Consider the following 18509-nt stretch of genomic DNA (forward strand, 5'->3'; position numbering starts at 1 on the left):
CAGCAAGCCGATGTATTTACGACCAGCGTTGGGCGCAGCCTGAATGACGGCCGTTTTGCGGGCGTCGTGTCGATCGCGCTCAAACGCGATTATTTCGCAGACTTCTATCGCGATCTGTCGAATGGTGAACCGGGCATGAGCGTCGGCTTGTACCGGCGCGACGGCGGCATTCTCGTGCACGAGCCGCCTACCCGCCCCGGCATCACCCACGTCCGCGACCCGGCGTTCACCAGCGCGATGCGCAACAACGAGCTGTTCGGCCGCGTGCGGATCCGCTCAAGCATTGACGGCGTGGAGCGCGTGGTGGCGTTTCGGCGTGCGGGCGACTACCCGCTCTACGTGACAAGCGCCATTCCGACCGGTGCGATCTTTGCTGAGTGGCGGCAGCACTACACGCTAATAGCCGTGATGACGGCGGCCCCGTGCGTCGCGGTCTGGCTGCTCGTGCTGTTTTCGCTGCGCCAGTTGCGGGCGCAGCAGGTCGCATGGGAGCGCTGGCAGGCGGAAGTCGCCATGCGGCTCTCGGCCGAGGCATCCAGCCGGCAGTTGCGGCGCATGGGCGCGCTCGGCAACCTGGTCGCCAACGTGGCGCATGACTTCAATAATTTGCTGATGGTGGTGGCGGCAAATATGGAGCTCGCGCGGCGCAAGAATTTCAACGGGCTCGAACGGGAAGTGCTGGCAGTCGAGCGCGCCACCGCCGGCGCCGAAGCGCTCGCGCGGCGCTTGCTCAGCGTCGCGCGCAAGCAACCGCTCAAGCAGGAGCCGATCGACCTCGCTGTCTGGTTGCCCGCAGCGGCCGGGCTGATCGAAACGGCGGCGGGCGAGAAGGTCCAGGTGAAAGTGCAAGTGTCGCCGGACATGTGGCAGGTTCGCGCGGACGCCACCGAACTCGAGTTCGCGATCATCAACATTGCCGTGAATGCCCGCGATGCAATGCCTCGCGGCGGGCGTTTTGTCATCCGCAGTCAGAACGTTCGAGTGACGGCCGACAACGTTTTGCCCGACGGCGAATACGCGCTGATTGCCTTCACCGACAGCGGCGAGGGCATGCCCGAAACGACCGCGCGGCGTGCATTCGAGCCGCTGTTCACGACCAAGCTGAGCGGCTCGGGCACCGGGCTGGGGTTGGCGCAAGTGCTGGCGGCTTGCGAGCAGGCGGACGGTACCGCGCGCCTTGACAGCGTGCCGGGGCGCGGCACGACCGTGCGGCTTTATCTGCCCCGATACCACGGTCCGTCCGCCGCACCGTTCATTGCGCCAGACGACGCAGCCCACACGCCGGACTCACCGGACAACACTGCGCTGGCGGAGCTTCATCCGGGTTCGATCTTGCTGGTGGAAGACAACGAGGAAGTGGCAGCAGGCGTGGCGGCGGTGCTCGCGACCTTTGGCTGCGACGTGCGTCACGAACTCACCGCCGACAAAGCGTTCGACCTGCTCAGCGAAGGCAGTCGCTTCGACCTGGTGTTGTCGGATATACAAATGCCTGGCCGGCTCAACGGCATTGATCTGGCCGAGAAAGTGCGCGGCGCCTGGCCCTCGCAGCGGATCGCGCTGATGACCGGTTATGCCGACGAATTCGAGCGCGCGCGTCACACGGGGGTGACCATTCTCGCGAAGCCGTTCAATATCGAAGAACTGCGGGAACTGGTGCTGCGCTGACTGCGTTAGCTTATCGACGCGCCATTCGGTGCGAAAAAGTTGGCGAGCAGTTGGCGAGTCGGCCCCGAGCGAGATTGGCAAACACAGATTTGCGCTGGGCGCGGTGCAATGAGCGGAGTTGAACGTTGGCGATTACTGCAGAGCGCTGAAGCCGGGAGTCAGTCGCCGGTCGTTTCTGCGTTGCTGTTGGCATCGGCATCGACGCCTGAGCCGAATTGCGGAGCGAACGCCTTGGCGCGCAGGCTGATCTTTTCCGCGTAGGCTTTCGAACCGCCGTAGCTCTTCAGGGCTGCACCCACATCGCCTTGTGCAGACTGGACATAACCGTGAAGAATCGCCGATCCGGCTTCGATATTCGCCGTCGCTTCGGTCAGGTCGATGTGGCGCACGAGTTGTTTGTGCGCGGCCGGCACGACTTGCATCAGCCCGGTTGCGCCATTGGCGCCACGGGCCTTTTCCTTGAAGCGGGATTCAACGGAGATGATGGCGAGGAGGAGGGCGGGAGGGAGCGAGTATTTCGATGCTGCTGACATGACCGCGGCTGAAATCTGCTCCGCTTTGGCGCGCGCGACGCCGAACTTCTGGGAGATCAACTGGGAGACCTGATGCGTGGCCTCGGCGGTGGCGTCGCTGGCTGCTGTGTCTTGTTGGGCGGCTTCCGGAACACGTTCAGGAATACGTTCCTGAGCCACCGCGCTTGGCATCGGTCCTAGCATCGCGCCGAACGTCAGCGCAGCAAGCCAAAGGAGTCTGCTCATGGTGAAGTGGCCTTGGAAGGGAAGGTCGCATTATACAGATGAGAAAAATCCTTGCAAATCATGTGTTTGCTTGATCGCAGGAGCGGATTCGGGCGCTTTCGGCCGGTAATAAGGTGCAGCCGGCGCGCTCAGGAAGCGACTACCGGCGCCGCCGCGTGGGCCAGCGGCCGGACGCAGTCGCGCCCTGCGGCCTTCGCTTTGTAGAGCTGCTGGTCGGCGGCGCCGAGCAGGCCGTACGGGCCGCCCAGACCCGGCGGCGACGCCGTCGCGCAGCCAATGCTGACCGTTACTTTGCCGGACGCGCTGGCCCGATGCGGGATCGCACAGGCCTGCACGTGCTGCCGGATCGCTTCTGCAATATGCAGCGCGCCTTCCTGGGGCGTATCGGGCAGCAGCACGACGAACTCTTCGCCGCCGTACCTCGCGGGGACATCGCCCGGACGGCGCACGGCCGTGGCAATACTGTGCGCGACGGTGGCGAGCGCGTCGTCGCCGAGTGCGTGGCCGTAGGTATCGTTGTAGGGCTTGAAATAATCCACGTCGATGAACAGCACCGACAACGGCGTGCCCGCCCGGCGTCCGCGGCGCCATTCGTCGTCCATGCGTTCGTCGAACGCGCGCCGGTTCGGCAGGCCGGTGAGTGCATCCGTGCCGGCCAGCCGGACGAGCTCCTCTTGTGCGCGGGCGCGCTCGCGCAGCGACAGCGCAAGCAGCCACGACACCGCGACGAAACTCAAGCCCGACAGCAGCGTCAGCGCCCCGATGATCCGGCTGCGTTCGCGCCACGGTTCCAGCACATCCTCTTCTGCCGGCGCTACGCCCACGATGAACGGGGTACCCGGTACCCGCGAGAATGTGTAGAGGCGGCGCACGCCGTCGACCGGTGAGACTGCCGAGTACGATCCCGACATGGCATTCGCCATGCGCGGGAAGGTGGGCGAACCGGCGACGCTGCGCCCGGGCAGGTCGTCACGGAAAGGCTTGCGGGCGATCATCGTGCCGTCCTCGTTGACGATGAAGATCGACCCCTCGGCGCCCACGTTGAGCTTGTCCAGCAACGAGTGGAAATAGGCGACGTTCAGCGCCAGCAGCGCGATACCGGCGAACGAGCCGTCGGGTGCGTTGACGCGCCGGCTCAAGCCGATTGTCGGGATGCCGCGCAGGCGTGACGCAAACGGATGCGAGAAGAACAGCCCGACCGAGGCGCTGCGTTGCTGGGCGTAAAAATATTCGCGGTCGGCGAAAGAGCCTGCCGGGAGGGGGCCGTCCTTGCTCACCTCGGTGACCAGGCCGCGTGCGTCCAGCACGTAGGCGCCGGTGATGTAGGCGGCGGAGGTCGCGCGGTCGAAGAGGATCTGGCGGCGCAGGGCGGGCGGGAGTTCCCGCATGGCCGGATTCTGCGCGCCCTCGACCATTGCGTTGAGGGAGAGGCTATAGATTTCGACATTGCGGGCGAGGTCGCTGCTAATGATCGCGACCAGGTTCGCCGATGTTTCGTGGGCGTGGTCGAGCACGCCTTGGCGCCCCTGGTACAACGTCACGATGGACAAGCTCGCCATCAGTACCGCGACCACGGTACCGGCAACGCCCGCGACCATCGGATGGCTGGACAGCGCGCTGGCCATGCCGACCGCTGTCCAGCGAGGCCTGATGCGGCGTTTCCTCAAACCTGCGGTGGGGGGCGGGGCAGGGTTCATCGCGAGCGGCCCACAAGCCACGGGCGGCGCAGGACATGACAGGACCGGCGGCAGGTGGCGCGGTGCGGCGCTGGGCAGGCGCTGTCAGGCAGTGGGTTGGATTTCAGGTTTGGCATCGCGCGGCAGGTTCGATCGGGAGGCTCGCCATTCTTGGCTGGCCGCATTGTATCGGCTTGAATTTTCGTGACCGTTTTGCCGACCCGCAAGGTTAGCCGGGTTTGTCGGCTGTGTGGACCGGTGCGGACCCTTGATTCGCATCCATGATCCTGGAAGGAGCGGTCCGGAAGTGCCCCCTTCAATTTGCCCGTGAAATCTTACAAATTCATTTCAATCGTGGTAGCCTCCTATCCGTCTTTGGGGAGTAGCCGGCTTCCATTCACTGGGAGCGCTCATGTCAACACGCTTGGTTCGATCGAACCGTGGCATGAGCCGCCGTTAGCTTTTTGGTTGGCAAGACCATCGATGTAGCGGGGAGACCGGTCGGGCTCGCCGCTGCATCGCATGTTCTCGCCCGACCTGAATGCCATAACGACACCCTGACATCCCCATGAATATTGCTTCCACTCTCCTGCTCGCCTTCGCCATGTCGACGGACGCCTTCGCCGCTGCGGTCGGCAAGGGCGCCACACTGCATCGTCCACGGATTCGCGAGGCGCTTCGTACCGGCCTGATCTTCGGCGTGATTGAAGCCATCACGCCGCTGGTCGGCTGGGCGCTCGGCAAGGCGGCCGCTCCCTACGTCACTTCATGGGATCACTGGATCGCGTTCAGCCTGCTGCTCGTGCTCGGCGTACGCATGATCACATCGGGCTTGCGCGCGCCCACGCCGGACGTCGAGAAGCCCAACAGCCACGGTTTCTGGCTGCTGGCGCTCACCGGGTTCGCGACCAGTATCGACGCAATGGCGGTGGGAGCGGGACTCGCTTTCATCGATGTGAACATCCTGTCGACGGCTGCGACCATCGGATTGGCGACGCTGGTCATGGTGACCCTGGGCGTCATGGTCGGACGTTTTCTCGGCAAGGCAGTGGGGCAGCGCGCGGAGATTGCGGGCGGGTTTATTCTTGTGGTTATCGGGTCGGTGATCCTGGCCGAGCATCTCGGGTATATGAGTTGAGGTAGCAGATTGCGATCGGCATGCGGCAAGGCTCTTTCTCTTTTGCGTAGCAATTCCTGCCGCGGCTGCGTTCAATGCACCCGGGTAGAGCGGACGTCCGGCGCTCTGTGCCGGCCACTGTTCAGGCATGCTTACGGAAGTTGCCGTTCCATTGCGGAACCGCCGCCCATAGAAGAACCGCGCACCTTGATTTTCATCCGAGGCGACGCTTGCAGTGTCCCTCACTCGAGCATCCGTTGGGCCTCGTCATGGCAGCATCCTATCCATCAAGCGGTCGCGGTCTATCAACTGATGTTTGAGCGCGCCGGCCACATGCAGCACGATCAGCGCGATCAACACCCAGGCACTGACCGCGTGCGCCGTGAAGAAAATCTTTCGCAAGCCGGGGTCGTCCCAGGCCCACATCGGCAGCGGGATGCCCCAGAAACGCGTGCTGAACTTGTTGAATGACGAGCCGAGGTAACCCGTCAGCGGCATGACGATCATCGCCACGTATAGCAGACCTTGCGTCATGCTCGCGGCGACGCGTTGCCATGCCGGCGTTGGGGGAAGCGGAGGTCGGCCGGCAACCAGGCGAACCACGATCCGAATCAGCACAAGCAGGAAGATAGTCATCCCAAGCGACTTGTGGAAGCTGATCAGGCTCGACTTGAAAGCGAGCCCTTTCGGCAGCGCGACCATGTAGAGACCAATGCCGAGCATGACGATGATCGCCAGCCCGATTACCCAGTGCAGAGCGATCTGCGCGGGTGAATAACGCGGCACACCGGCGCTTGCATCGAGCGGCGCGGCGGACGAATTCGCAATGTGCACGGTCGCCTCCTTCGGTTGATTGCGGCGCGGGCCGCGTCTGGCCTTTTCCTTACGGGTTGCTCCATGAGTCGCTCCACGGGTTGCTCCACATTACGCTAATTGGTTTTATCCGACGAGCAGCAGGCTCACGTGAATAGATCAGATGCCGGAAGACCGCGTTTCCTAGAAATTAACGACGGTGCGTATCCCGACCACCGCTTCGTCATGCACGCGCACGGACGGATTCGCGGGGTCAGGAATTCCACCCGCCGGCCGGAACGCATATTGGAAGTCGGCCTGCAATTGCCACCATGGCGCGACCTGATATTGATAGGTCGCTTCAACGATCGTTTCCGCGCTGCGCTGCGGATAACCGGGTGTTGAAAACGATGCGGTATCCCGATCGAGGCCTTGCGCGTTCGCCCCGATTTTTGCGTAGCCAACCGCAAGTCCGGCAACGTCATTGTCCCGGCCCTTGAACGGCGCTTTCAGAGTGATACCCGCGTTCACGCCGAGGTCCACCAGATTGCGGTCACCGGGTGCACCCATCACGCGGGCAAACACGCCGACCGATTGCGGGCTGTCGGCGCTCGGACGCCAGATCATCTGGTCGGCGACGGCGTAGACGCTGTAGTCGCCGCGATGACTGGCGGGAATTCCATTCGAAGCGGGGTTGGCCAGCGACAAGCCGTTCGTGTCGTGCTGCAGGTCGGCGAAGTTCTGCGTGTTGTACCAGAAGCCGAGTTTATAAGTGCCCGGGAGTCCGCCTGGCTGAGGGGCTTTGGGATCGGCCGGTGGCTGATTGATGGCGTATTGCACCTCCGCGATGAACAACGCGCCGTTACCCAGATTGAAGTTCGTGCCGTGACTGTTTTGTTTTTGCGGGTCTCCGGCATTGCTCCCGGCCGGGTTGCCATCGAAGACGCCTGCGAGCACGGTCACCGCATCCGCTGGCTTCGCCCTGACACGAACGCCCAGTGAGGACAGCGGGTACGCGGGGCCGCCCGAGGGCAAGTCGACAGAGGGCAGGACGGGCCAGCCGAACGTCGCGTTCATGAACGGCGTGGCGTACTGGCTGATCATGAATTCCTGATCGAGACTTTGCTGGCCAAGCTTCACATCGACCCGTCCGTCGAGCAGCGACTGCTGGTACCAAAGCTCCCACAGGCGAGTGCTTGTATCCGCTTCTATGCCGCTTGCGGACTGCAGCGTAAGCAGCGTGTGCTGGGTCAGGTTGCGACCATGAATTTGCAAGCCGGAGACATTGAACGTACCGCCCGGCAGGCCGAAGGCCTTCGATGTATCGACCTGGACGGTCGCTTGGGTCAGCCCGTCGTAGGCGCCTTCACGCGACACGCCACCAGACAGGTTGCGCAGATATTCGCTGGTCTCCTGCACGCTGAGGGTGACGCCGTAGTTACCCAGCCATGGACGCAGCCCGCCCATGTCCCCGAACAACGTCGAGCGCTCCCAAAGCCCGGTCGGCGCGGGTGCTGCTTGCGGCCCGGTGGCTTGCGCGTCGGCTGCGGTTGTTGTGCCCGGGGCATCGACATTTGTCTGTGCAACGGCGGTGGATAGCGCGCCCAACGACAGCAATAGCGAAACCCCGTTGCGGACACTGGATCGCGCCCTGCTCGAGAGACGTGGCGCTTGCTCGGTGTAGAACGGTCGCGTCGATGCTTCGAGAAGACTCGAAGGCGATTTCTTAAGGTTTTTATTCATGGTCTGTGGAGAGATAGATGGTTTGACGATCTACATTTTTTTCTCAGTGAAAGTTAAAAGAAGGGTCAAAGGGTTGAGTACGTGCTGCGGCCGGGATCAGGCAAACCACCAGCTCAAACGCACTGCGCGTCCGAGCTCGTCGCCGACTGAGGTAGCGGATAAAGCGCCTGCGATAACAATGGCTGCTACAGTCAAAAAAATCAGCAGGCAGACCGTCGGCGTGAGCGAGCTGCCGACGTGACCGGCCTTGCGCGGCACCGCGCGAATCACGTTGGCCCAGAAGCGGCGAATGCACGCGTTGCCCGGCGTTGCCAGGCAACGCTCAGCCTGCCCCGAGGACGGGTTAAGAATGAACAAGCGATGTGACGGCCGTAATACCGGACCGATGCGCGAGATAAGCGAATTGACAAACATGAGCAGACTCCCGTCCAGCTCGACTGAATCGAGCGACGTGCAAAGACATGACGCGGCTTTGCAAATGAACTTGCAAAGAGCGATCAGACAAAGGGGAGCGTGCTGCAGACAGACGGGCTTACGGACGTACAGCCGGTCGTGGATGAAGCGCGCTAACCCGACAGAGCGAGTTAGCGGCTAAGGAGTATTCCTGTGACGCTATCTCGCGGATGCTTCGCCGGCGCTGGCCGGCATCGAACTTCCACTACCAGGGCATGTGTCCACGAGGGGACTCCTTGTGATGAGACGGGCGGATTGTATTCTCGGTGCAAACGCATTGGCAAGTAAAAATGAAGCAAGAAAACCACGTCATGCATTGAGTAAGAAAGCATTCTCTTTCGCATTCCCGCCAAGTCAGGAATAAGCCTGGATTAGCCGGGAATTTATTTCATTGTGCTTACGTGCACATTGCTGCCAATTCAAAAAATGACGCCTTGGCGATGTGAATAACGACGCCTCAACGACACCTTGGCAACGCATCAAAACTATTTCTGCTCTGCTTAACGAATGGGGTTGACTTGATATTTAACGCGCGCCTAGAATCCGGGAATCGTCACAAGCGGGGCTAATGCCTTGGACAGTTGTAGTAGTCGACCTTCGAAGTTTTTCTCTGCCTGACAGGCAGGACGTTCGCGCTTGATTTCCTAGCCGCCGTCTTGCCAGCAGGCAGACGGTGCGCGCCGCAGTAAATACTCCGTGCACCCTTGAAACAAGCGTATTGACGTCAGGACAACCTGCGTCCATACAAAACGCGTTGCGAGCTGACCCTCGCGACTGGTTCCGCTCGCGCCTTTCACACAGAAAGGCGCGCCGTGCGGATGATGACGTGCGTGCATACGCAATAAGGAGCCTCCATGCCGGACAGTGACAGTTATCCCTTACGCCGCAGCACTTTCACTTTTGCCAGGGAAGGCGAGTAGATTCCTTTCGGCACGCGCACCGCGTGCCCGAACTCCGGTCTGCTGGCTTTCCATTCATTGAAAAGCCACATTGTCGGAGAAGCATCATGAACTTCGGTTTGCTCGTCTCGCACCTTCCGCACGTCCAGGAATCACGCCTTCATTACAACACCATGCTGTCGCTGGATTCCACCAGCCGGCATCGTTGCGCCAATGCATGGCGGGCATTTCGCAAATTCGTGTTTCGCGCCTGATTAACGCTTCCACGTACACCGTCCGGCGTCTCCTGAACTTGATCCTGAACTTCATCAAGGGATGACTCACGTCGTTCGTGCACGGGGTAAGCACGGCACCTGACTAATAGCCACCACGCTTTCGGGGAAAATAAAAATGTCCACCGCATCTCACGTTCTACCACCACGCAGCGCGGTGCTCGATGACGCCCACGTTGGCGACATCAAGGGCGCACTCGGCACAATCGCCCAACATGACACAGGCGCGCGCACCAATTGGTGGGCACGCATCCGCACGCTCCTGGCCATTCTCGGCCCCGGCCTGATCGTGATGGTTGGCGACAACGATGCCGGCGCTTTCGGCACCTATACACAAGCAGGTCAGAACTACGGCACAACGTTGCTCTGGACGCTGCTGCTGCTGGTTCCGGTTCTATTCGTCAACCAGGAAATGGTGTTGCGTCTGGGAGCCGTTACGGGAGTCGGCCACGCCCGGCTGATCTTCGAACGCTTCGGAAAGTTCTGGGGCGCATTTAGCGTCATAGACCTGTTTATTCTTAACGCGCTTACTATCGTGACCGAATTCATCGGCATCACGTTTGTCCTCGATTTCTTTGGCATTTCCAAAATACTGGGTGTGTGCATTGCCGCAGCGCTGACCATGGCGGCCGTCAGCACGGGAAGCTTCAGACGCTTCGAACGGTTCGCGATTGGTCTATGCCTGTTAAGCCTGCTGCTTGTTCCCGTGCTGGTGTCGATCCACCCACCCGTGTCGCAGATCGCAAGCAACTTCTTCGTGCCGACCTGGCCGGCGCACTCGAAGCTGAGCGACGTGATGTTGCTCGTGATCGGTATTGTCGGCACCACCGTTGCACCGTGGCAATTGTTTTTCCAGCAAAGCTATGTAGTCGACAAGCGCATTACACCGCGTTTCATGAAATATGAGAAAGCCGACCTGTGGATTGGTATTGTCTTCGTGATGATCGGCGGCGTGGCAATGATGTCCTTTTGCGCGGCGCTGTACGCCGGCAAGCCCGAGTTCGGCAACTTTACCGATGCAGGCGGGGTGATCGCGGGCCTGAGCAAATACGCGGGACGCACGAGCGCCACGCTGTTCGCCGTGGCCCTGCTTGATGCATGCATCATTGGTGCTGCTGCGGTGTCGTTGTCGACGGCCTATGCCATTGGCGATGTATTCAAGATTCGTCACTCGCTGCACCGTGGCGTGTCGGATGCAAAAGGTTTCTATCTGGTTTATTTCGGCATCGTGGCTGCTGCCGCAGCACTCGTGCTCATTCCCGGCAGCCCGCTTGGACTGCTGACGGAAGCCGTGCAGACACTCGCGGGCGTTTTGTTGCCTAGCGCAACGGTTTTTCTACTGTTATTGTGCAACGACAAAGCGGTGCTGGGACCGTGGGCCAACTCGAAGAAGCTTAACGTTTTCACGGGCGCTGTTATCTGGATCCTGGTTATGCTGTCGATTATCTTGACGGCATCCGTGGTGTACCCGGACATCACCGGCGAGACCATTCTTGAAGTGCTGGGTGGCGGAACTGCATTGGCCGTGGTGGGGTATCTGTCCGTGGTGGTGTTTCGCAAACGCGGCCACGAAGTATCGGACAGCGCGCAAGGGCGCACCGGGCAGCGCTACCTGAAGGAAACACGGGATACGTGGCGCATGCCGCCGCTGGATCAGCTGCCGCCGTCGAACCTCACGCTGACAAAGCGGATCTGGATGGGCGTGCTGCGCGGTTACCTCATCGTGGCGGTCGGGCTGGTGGTGGTAAAGGTCGTGCAGATGATCTGGTTGCACTAAGAGCAATCCGCGGGCGTGGCTTCGTTCGTTTCGTTCGCTTCGTTCGTTACGTTCGTTACGTTCGTTACGACGGCGCCATGTCCACTCGATTCGGCCTTGGTGGGCTGGCGTGTTTTATCGTAAGTTCATCAGGACCGTTGAAGCGTGCAATCAATGCAAAGCCCACGAAGGATTGGCGATGGACCAAAATCAGCTCCGCCGCACAATAACCCTGGCGCGTCGCCTGATAGGGCTCCTGGTTCTTACGCTATTCGCCATTCTCAATCCCGTTACGCGGTCGTTCGCTCCAAACGTGATTCACGTGTCGGTGCAGTCGCGTGTCAGCGTTGAAAAACACTTTGTCGTCACCGGTTATTGCCGGGTGTATGGAAAATATTGTCTCGGCAAATTCATGGGCAGTATGTAGGGGCCCGGGAAGGCCGCGGGCAGCGCTTAACCAGCACCGAGCATCCGGTCGTTGATCGCTTGCTGTTCGCGGCTGCGCGTGAGAATCCAGCAATGGAAAACGCGGCAGTGCGGCCTGTTCGAATTCAGGAACGTCCAGCGGCCGGTTTATCCGCTGGACATCCGCACGACCTGGCAACAACGCCGGTCGTTAAAAGGTCCCGGGCAACAGGATCTGATCGTTCACGCGCCGGATGTCGGTGTGACCGCAAAAGGCCATGGTAGTGTCGAGTTCCTTGTGGATGACCTGCAGGCATCGCTCGACACCGGCCTCACCCATCGCGCCCAGCCCGTACAGGAAACTGCGGCCGATCAGCGTGCCCTTCGCACCGAGCGCCACGGCCTTCAGTACGTCCTGTCCGCTGCGGATGCCACCATCCACCCACACTTCAATTCGATTGCCCACCTCGCTCGCAATCGCGGGTAGCGCGGAGATGGACGATGGTGCGCCGTCGAGTTGGCGGCCGCCATGGTTGGAGACGATCATGGCGTCAGCGCCGCTGTCGGCGGCAAGGCGCGCGTCTTCCAGATCCATGATCCCCTTCAGGATGAGCTTGCCGCCCCACAGCTTCTTCACCCACTCGACATCGGCCCAGCTTAAGGCCGGATCGAATTGTTCCGCGGTCCAGGAACTCAGGGACGAGAGATCCCCCACGCCCTTTGCATGACCGACGATGTTGCCGAAACTGCGCCGCTTGGTCCCTAGCATGCCGAGGCACCAGCGTGGTTTCGTTGCGAGGTTCACGAGGTTCGGCAGCGTCAGTTTGGGCGGCGCCGACAGTCCGTTCTTGATGTCCTTGTGGCGCTGACCGAGGATCTGCAAGTCGAGCGTGAGCATCAGGGCGCTGCACTTCGCGGCCCGGGCGCGCTCGATCAGCCGCACGATAAAGTCGCGGTCGCGCATCATGTAGAGCTGGAACCAGAACGGTTTGCTGGTGTGTGCCGCCACGTCCTCGATCGAGCAGATGCTCATGGTGGACAAGGTGAACGGGACACCGAACTTCTCTGCCGCGCGTGCCGCGAGAATCTCGCCGTCCGCATGTTGCATGCCGGTCAATCCCGTGGGGGCAAGCGCCACCGGCATGGCGGCTTCCTGACCGACCATTTCCGTGCGTGTGCTGCGGCCTGCCATGTTGACCGCTACGCGCTGACGCAGCTTGATACGCTGGAAGTCGCTTTCATTGGCCCGATAGGTGCTCTCGGTCCACGAGCCGCTATCGGCGTAATCGTAGAACATGCGCGGCACGCGCCGCTGCGCGAGCACGCGCAAATCCTCGATGCAGGTAATCACTGGCACGGTCTCTCTCGCTACGGGAACGGGAGAATGAGTATAGGGTTTACAGCGCGGTTTAAAGCACCTTAATTTAAGCTGAAGTTGGCTCGTGGCGATGCGAATCCCTCAGCGCAGACAAGGTATTCACGATTTCGTCGAACAGCGGCCGGTCGGCAGCTTGTTCGCTCAGGCAGCTATTTTTCAGGCCTGCTAGCACTGCCATGCTGCTTTGCGCGGCCTCTTGTGCATCGCATCGATCGATCAATTCTTCGAGCAGGCAACCAAAGGCTCTTACCTCAATGCGCTCTAGTGCGGCGGCTAGCGCCTGATCGTCGGTTGCATAAAAAGATGCCGCGCCAAAATCGCCCATCAGCGCGTAGCCTTGGCCTCCATGGAGGATGTTGTGGGCATACAGGTCGCCATGCATGATGCCTTGCTGATGCAAATGCGAGGCTGCCGATGCAATTCCATGCGCAACACTTAGCGCTGAAGGTAGAAAGAAGCGGGTACCGGCGTCATAGATATCGCGTGTACAGGAAGCGAGGCTGGGTGGCCCGGCAAGGTTCCTGAGTTGCGGGTCGATCAATTCCATCACCAGGCAATGGACGCCGGTGGGATGGTCCTTCACTTGCCCGATTACCGGGATCAGATTCGGATGTGAGCCCGCAGCAATGCAAGCGGCCATCTCGCAGTGCGGCAGGCCATCGCTTGTAACAGCGCCCTTGAATAGCTTGACTGCAACGGCCTGGGTTGCGTCGCCAGTCGCCGGATATTCCGGCCGATGTTCTGCACGATGAATGACACCCGATGCCCCTTCACCCAGCCGATGCTGCAGATCCAGCGCCTGCCACGGGATATCGGCGACGGGCGTATTCGCCATCGCCTTGGCTTCCAGCCTTTCGTTGAATGGATTCCCCGCATAGGCCAGCCACGATAGCCGGGGCAAGGACGCTACCCAGACCGGCAGTTCGGCAAGCCGATTAGCTGCCAGCCGGATCAATTCGAGGCGAGAGCATGCTGCCAACTCCACTGGCAGGGTGCGCAACTGATTGCCCGCCAACATCAGCTTTTGCAGCTGAGTGCAGTTTCCGATTTCGGGCGGCAGGGCTTCAACCTGATTGTCGGTGAGAATCAGCCAGCGAAGTTTGGGCGGAAGTGAAGCACCGGATACCTTGCGTATGCGGTTTGCCTTGAATCCCACCATGGTCAATTGCGTGCACCGCCCGAGGACTTCAGGCAGCTCGGTGAACTGGTTGTTCGAGCAGAAGATCGTGTGCAGATGGGTCAGGCGCGGCAAATCGTCGGGCAGGGACGAAAGAGCATTGCCAGACAAGTCGAGGATTTCCAGCGTGGCCGCCAGATCGAATATCTCGCGCGGAAATTCGGTCAGGCCGCAGGCTAGTGTCAGTCGCTGGGTACCGGCGAGCTGTCCGGCGCGTAGTTGTTCGAGTGTGCTTGTCACAGTGGCGGGGATATCCAGGATGGGCGGCAGGTTGGCTTTGCCCGTACGGGATCGATTTTACTGAGTATTTTCGACAGGCATGATTGGCCGGTCAAAATGCCGGATGCCTGCGATAGCCGGCAACAGATTATGCTTTGCCACCGCCGGCTCTTTTGCGTGGACCGACGAACCGGACCGGCAGCACAATGCGTGCAGCTCGCTGCAGATTGCGTGCAGACGATGTCCTGCTGGATAAAACTCAACGATGGCAATCGATGTGAAAACTAACTCCGCCTTACCCGATCCTGATCGCGTGCCTCGTAGTCGCTTAAGCGGTGCTGAGCGGCGCGCACGCTTTCTCGACATGGCGGCGGAAATCATTGTCGAGAGCGGGGTGTCGGCGGTGACCATGGAATCCGTGGCGGCGCGCTCCAACGTCGACAAGCGGCTGGGGTATCGATACTTCACGAACCGCAACGATCTCATCGGCGCGCTCGTCGAACGTGAGTTCGAGGTCATGAGGCAACGTGTCGATCAAGAGCTGCCCGTGATCACGAGCTTCGAGGATCGCTTGCGAGTGAATACACGGTTATGGCTGGCGACAATCGCCGAGCGCGGTCCGTTGTTGCGCCGCTTGCTTTACGGCGAGGGACCGCTTGAGCACTACGCGAGCACGATCCAGAACGCCGCGGTCGCCAACTGGGCCGGGATGATCGCCACTGAAACCGGCCTCGACACCACGGTCGCCGAGATCGTGGCCCGCATGCTGCTCGCCGCCTTGTCGGGCGCTGTCGATGTCATGCAGACGGGCCTGAAGCCCCTCGACGAAGTTGCTGACCTCTATTCCACGATCGCGCTAGCCGGCATCCGAGCAGTCGCTCAAGGTGACGGCGACGGTGGTCGACGCGGTTAGCACCGCGGGTCGTCAATTTCATCGCCATGGCGTTGCAGTGAAGGCGAGCGCTCATGGGGAGATACCCGCGGGGAAAAATGCAGGGCCATCGCGTAAGCTAGCGTCATTCCACATACAGGAAACAGACCATGCAGGTGAGCCCGCCTTCTTTCCTGGAAGAACGCTTCGAGGCGCAACGCCGAGCGTTCGCTGCGGAATCGAATCCGCCGTTGCAGGTTCGCATGGACCGGCTGAACCGGTTGCTTGCGTTGACGGAAAATCATGAAAGCGACTTCGTGCGTGCGATTGATGCCGACTTCGGCGGCCGGTCCGCTCATGAAACGCGGATCGCCGAGTTGTTTGTGGTGCGCTCTGGAATCCGTCATGCACGCAAACATCTGAAGCACTGGATGAGTCCGCGGCGAGTCGCGACCGGCCTGCACTTCCTGCCAGGCTATAACCGCCTGTTGCGGCAACCGCTTGGTGTGGCCGGTATCGTATCGCCGTGGAATTACCCCATTCAACTCTCGTTGGGTCCGGCGCTCGCGGCCCTTGCCGCTGGTAACCGGGTGCTGCTCAAACCTTCCGAACTGACCCCTCGCTTTTCCGAGTTGCTGCACCACCTGGTTAGCGCTTCGTTTGCGCCGGATGAGTTCAGCGTAGTGAACGGTGGCGTGGACGTGGGACAGGCTTTTACCGGGTTGCCGTTCGATCACCTGTTCTTTACCGGATCGACCCAGGTCGGCCGGCAAGTCGCTCAGGCTGCCGCGGCGAACCTTACGCCGGTGACGCTGGAGCTCGGCGGAAAATCGCCCGCAATAATCGATGCGTCCTGCGACATAGCCGCTGCCGTCGCGAGCATTGCCTACGGCAAATTCCTGAATGCCGGACAGACCTGCATTGCTCCGGACTATGTACTCGTGCCGGCGGGTCTGGCTGACATCGTCGCTGATCAACTCAAGGCGGCTATTACGCGTCTCTATCCCACGCTGATCGCGAATCCGGACTACACGGCGATCATCAGCACGCGGCATCGCGAACGGCTGCTTGCGATAGTGCAGGAAGCGCGTGAAGGCGGAGCGCGCATTATCGAAGTCAATCCAGCCCGAGAACGCTTCGACGAAAACACGCGCAAATTTCCACCGACGCTGGTGGTCGGCGCGGGCGCCGGCGCGCGTCTGATGCGCGAGGAAATCTTCGGGCCGCTGCTGCCCATTGTCGAATATGACGGACTGGACCAGGCCATTGCTATGGTGAACCGGGGCGACCGGCCGCTCGCGCTTTACTGGTTCGGCCGCAGCGTTGTCAATCGCGACCGCGTGCTGAACGAAACAGTGTCGGGTGGTGTCACGATCAACGACTGTCTGTGGCATCTGGCGCAGGAAGCGCAGCCGTTCGGCGGAGTTGGCCCGAGCGGCATGGGCGCTTATCACGGCGAATGGGGCTTCCGTACCTTCACTAAAGAGAAACCCGTTTTCTACCAGGCGCGGCTGAATGGCACGCGTCTTTTCCATCCGCCTTATGGCAAGACCTTCGACCTGATGCTGGGGCTGATCAAGCGTATTACCTAAACAAAACGCCAGCGGCGTGGCATGCGCCGACTATTTGGCAGGAGACCGGAATGAGCGACGTGTTCGATTTCGTAGTGATCGGTGCAGGCTCGGGTGGGTGTGTTGTCGCAGGGCGGCTGAGCGAAGATCCTGCAGTCACGGTCTGCGTTCTTGAAGCGGGAGGGAGCGGCAACAGCGCACTGGTGAAGATTCCGGCGGCCGCTGTTGTGATGTTGCCGACAAAGCTCAACAACTGGGCATTCAAAACCGTGCCGCAGGCGGGCCTTAATGGCCGCAAGGGCTACCAGCCGCGCGGCAAGGCATTGGGCGGATCGTCCGCTATCAATGCAATGGTCTATGCGCGTGGGCATCGTTCGGACTACGATCATTGGGCATCGTTAGGCAATGAAGGCTGGTCGTATGAGGATGTGCTTCCGTACTTCCTGCGTAGCGAGCACAACGAGCGGATAACCAACGAATGGCATGGCCGCGATGGACCGCTCTGGGTCAGCGACTTGCGCACCGACAATCCGTTCCATGCACGGTACCTCGAGGCCGCGCGCCAGACCGGGTTACCCGTAACCGACGACTTCAACGGCGCCGAGCAGGAAGGCGTGGGGATCTATCAGGTCACGCAAAAGAACGGCGAGCGATGGAGCGCCGCACGCGCCTATTTGCTGCCGCATATGACGAAGCGCAAGAACCTCTCCGTCGAGACTTATGCGCACGTGCAGCGGATCATTTTCGAGGGCACGCGTGCTGTCGGCGTCGAGGTAACGGTGGGGGACGGAACCCGCATTATCCGCGCTCGTCGCGAGGTGATTCTGGCCGCGGGCGCGTTGCAGACACCGCAACTGCTGATGCTGTCCGGTGTGGGCGATACGCAGGAGCTCGGTCGGCTCGGAATTCCCGTGGTCCAGCATTTACCCGGCGTGGGCAAGAACCTGCAGGATCATCCTGACTTTATCTTCGGGTATCGGACTCGCAGCCTCGACACCTTCGGCATATCGTTTCGCGGCAGCGCGCGTTTATTGCGGGAGATCCTGCGCTTTAGCAGTTCGCGCCGTGGGGCGCTGACGTCGAACTTCGCCGAAGGCGGTGCGTTCCTCAAGACTCGGCCGGACCTGGCAATGCCCGACGTCCAGCTTCACTTTGTCGTGGCGCTGGCGGATAACCACGCGCGTACGTTGCATCTGGGCCATGGGTTGTCGTGTCACGTATGTTTGCTTCGGCCACGAAGCCGTGGAGAAGTGACGCTTCAAAGCAGGGACTCCTACGTTTCACCCCGTATCGATCCAGCGTTCTTCAACGACCCTCTCGATCTCGATGGCATGGTGGAGGGGTTCAAGCTCGCGCGACACCTGATGCAAGCGCCTGCTCTTGCTGAATGGGTCACGGAGGACTTGTTTACCGCGAACGTGAACACGGACGATGAGATTCGTGATGCGTTGAAACGGCGCGTCGATACCGTCTATCATCCGGTCGGCACTTGCCGGATGGGGCAGGACACTTACGCGGTAGTAGACTCGCAACTGCGCGTGCGCGGTCTGCAGGGCCTGCGCATTGTCGATGCGTCGGTGATGCCGACGCTGATTGGTGGGAACACGAATGCGCCGACCATCATGATCGCCGAAAAGGCTGTCGATATGATCAGGGGTGATCGAGGCGTCCGTCCTCAGTCCGCGGGCACGATTGATCGTGCACGGGCGTGAATATCACAAGGCTGGCAACCCATCATTTCCATGCGAGACGCGCCG

At 60.9% G+C, this 18509-nt stretch carries 15 protein-coding genes and 1 riboswitch; of the genes, 8 read left to right on the forward strand and 7 right to left on the reverse strand.

Annotation, left to right across the window (positions count from 1 at the left end; translation table 11 throughout):
• Positions 1-1665, forward strand: a 1665-nt coding sequence (locus FH08_RS0129350) for an ATP-binding protein (RefSeq protein ID WP_031361777.1), incomplete at its 5' end; no start/stop codon positions are given.
• A 158-nt stretch (positions 1666-1823) separates the two neighbouring features.
• On the opposite strand, the gene FH08_RS0129355 is transcribed toward FH08_RS0129350, so the two are convergent.
• Positions 1824-2423 (reverse strand): transglycosylase SLT domain-containing protein, encoded by a 600-nt coding sequence (locus FH08_RS0129355; protein ID WP_031361778.1) that lies wholly within the window; start codon positions 2421-2423, stop codon positions 1824-1826.
• 128 nt (positions 2424-2551) lie between these two features.
• Entirely contained in the window at positions 2552-4048 is a 1497-nt protein-coding gene (locus tag FH08_RS0129360; protein ID WP_235210536.1) for a sensor domain-containing diguanylate cyclase, read from the reverse strand.
• A gap of 416 nt (positions 4049-4464) precedes the next feature.
• Positions 4465-4601, forward strand: a riboswitch (yybP-ykoY riboswitch).
• 66 nt (positions 4602-4667) lie between these two features.
• Between FH08_RS0129360 and mntP the strand changes: the two genes are divergently transcribed.
• A complete protein-coding gene (gene mntP / locus FH08_RS0129370) occupies positions 4668-5237 on the forward strand; it encodes a manganese efflux pump MntP (protein WP_031361780.1) in 570 nt (189 codons plus the stop codon).
• 246 nt (positions 5238-5483) lie between these two features.
• On the opposite strand, the gene FH08_RS0129375 is transcribed toward mntP, so the two are convergent.
• The 3 genes from FH08_RS0129375 to FH08_RS0129385 form a co-directional block, all read right to left on the reverse strand.
• Positions 5484-6050, reverse strand: a complete 567-nt coding sequence (locus FH08_RS0129375; protein ID WP_051888632.1) for a cytochrome b — start codon at positions 6048-6050, stop codon at positions 5484-5486.
• 162 nt (positions 6051-6212) lie between these two features.
• Positions 6213-7751, reverse strand: a complete 1539-nt coding sequence (locus FH08_RS0129380; RefSeq protein ID WP_081889605.1) for a carbohydrate porin — start codon at positions 7749-7751, stop codon at positions 6213-6215.
• Positions 7752-7847: 96 nt separating this feature from the next.
• Positions 7848-8165: a hypothetical protein gene (locus FH08_RS0129385; RefSeq protein WP_031361783.1), complete on the reverse strand. Its 318-nt coding sequence runs from the start codon at positions 8163-8165 to the stop codon at positions 7848-7850.
• Between the two features lie 1045 nt (positions 8166-9210).
• Here FH08_RS0129385 and FH08_RS53005 point away from each other — a divergent pair.
• The 3 genes from FH08_RS53005 (at position 9211) to FH08_RS0129405 (ending at position 11558) form a co-directional block, all read left to right on the forward strand.
• Positions 9211-9357: a hypothetical protein gene (locus FH08_RS53005; RefSeq protein WP_200878804.1), complete on the forward strand. Its 147-nt coding sequence runs from the start codon at positions 9211-9213 to the stop codon at positions 9355-9357.
• A 136-nt stretch (positions 9358-9493) separates the two neighbouring features.
• Positions 9494-11152, forward strand: a complete 1659-nt coding sequence (locus FH08_RS0129400; RefSeq protein ID WP_031361784.1) for an Nramp family divalent metal transporter — start codon at positions 9494-9496, stop codon at positions 11150-11152.
• Between the two features lie 178 nt (positions 11153-11330).
• Positions 11331-11558: a hypothetical protein gene (locus FH08_RS0129405; RefSeq protein WP_031361785.1), complete on the forward strand. Its 228-nt coding sequence runs from the start codon at positions 11331-11333 to the stop codon at positions 11556-11558.
• A 189-nt stretch (positions 11559-11747) separates the two neighbouring features.
• Here the strand turns inward: FH08_RS0129405 and FH08_RS0129410 are convergent, their stop codons facing one another.
• Together FH08_RS0129410 and FH08_RS0129415 are read right to left on the reverse strand one after the other, a co-directional pair.
• Positions 11748-12893, reverse strand: coding sequence for an alpha-hydroxy acid oxidase (locus FH08_RS0129410; RefSeq protein WP_031361786.1), 1146 nt, complete (start codon positions 12891-12893; stop codon positions 11748-11750).
• Between the two features lie 67 nt (positions 12894-12960).
• The gene (locus FH08_RS0129415; protein WP_031361787.1) at positions 12961-14331 is read right to left on the reverse strand and encodes a leucine-rich repeat-containing protein kinase family protein; all 1371 of its coding nucleotides are present in this window, start codon (positions 14329-14331) and stop codon (positions 12961-12963) included.
• 256 nt (positions 14332-14587) lie between these two features.
• Between FH08_RS0129415 and FH08_RS49660 the strand changes: the two genes are divergently transcribed.
• From FH08_RS49660 to FH08_RS0129430, 3 genes are all read left to right on the forward strand, one after another.
• Positions 14588-15223, forward strand: coding sequence for a TetR/AcrR family transcriptional regulator (locus tag FH08_RS49660; RefSeq protein ID WP_160172513.1), 636 nt, complete (start codon positions 14588-14590; stop codon positions 15221-15223).
• 128 nt (positions 15224-15351) lie between these two features.
• Positions 15352-16773, forward strand: a complete 1422-nt coding sequence (locus tag FH08_RS0129425; protein ID WP_031361789.1) for a coniferyl aldehyde dehydrogenase — start codon at positions 15352-15354, stop codon at positions 16771-16773.
• A 50-nt stretch (positions 16774-16823) separates the two neighbouring features.
• Positions 16824-18464: a GMC family oxidoreductase gene (locus FH08_RS0129430; protein WP_031361790.1), complete on the forward strand. Its 1641-nt coding sequence runs from the start codon at positions 16824-16826 to the stop codon at positions 18462-18464.
• Positions 18465-18509: the final 45 nt, after the last annotated feature.

Origin of the sequence: Caballeronia sordidicola, assembly GCF_000729995.1 — a bacterium.
Classification (GTDB): Bacteria; Pseudomonadota; Gammaproteobacteria; order Burkholderiales; family Burkholderiaceae; genus Caballeronia; species Caballeronia sordidicola_A.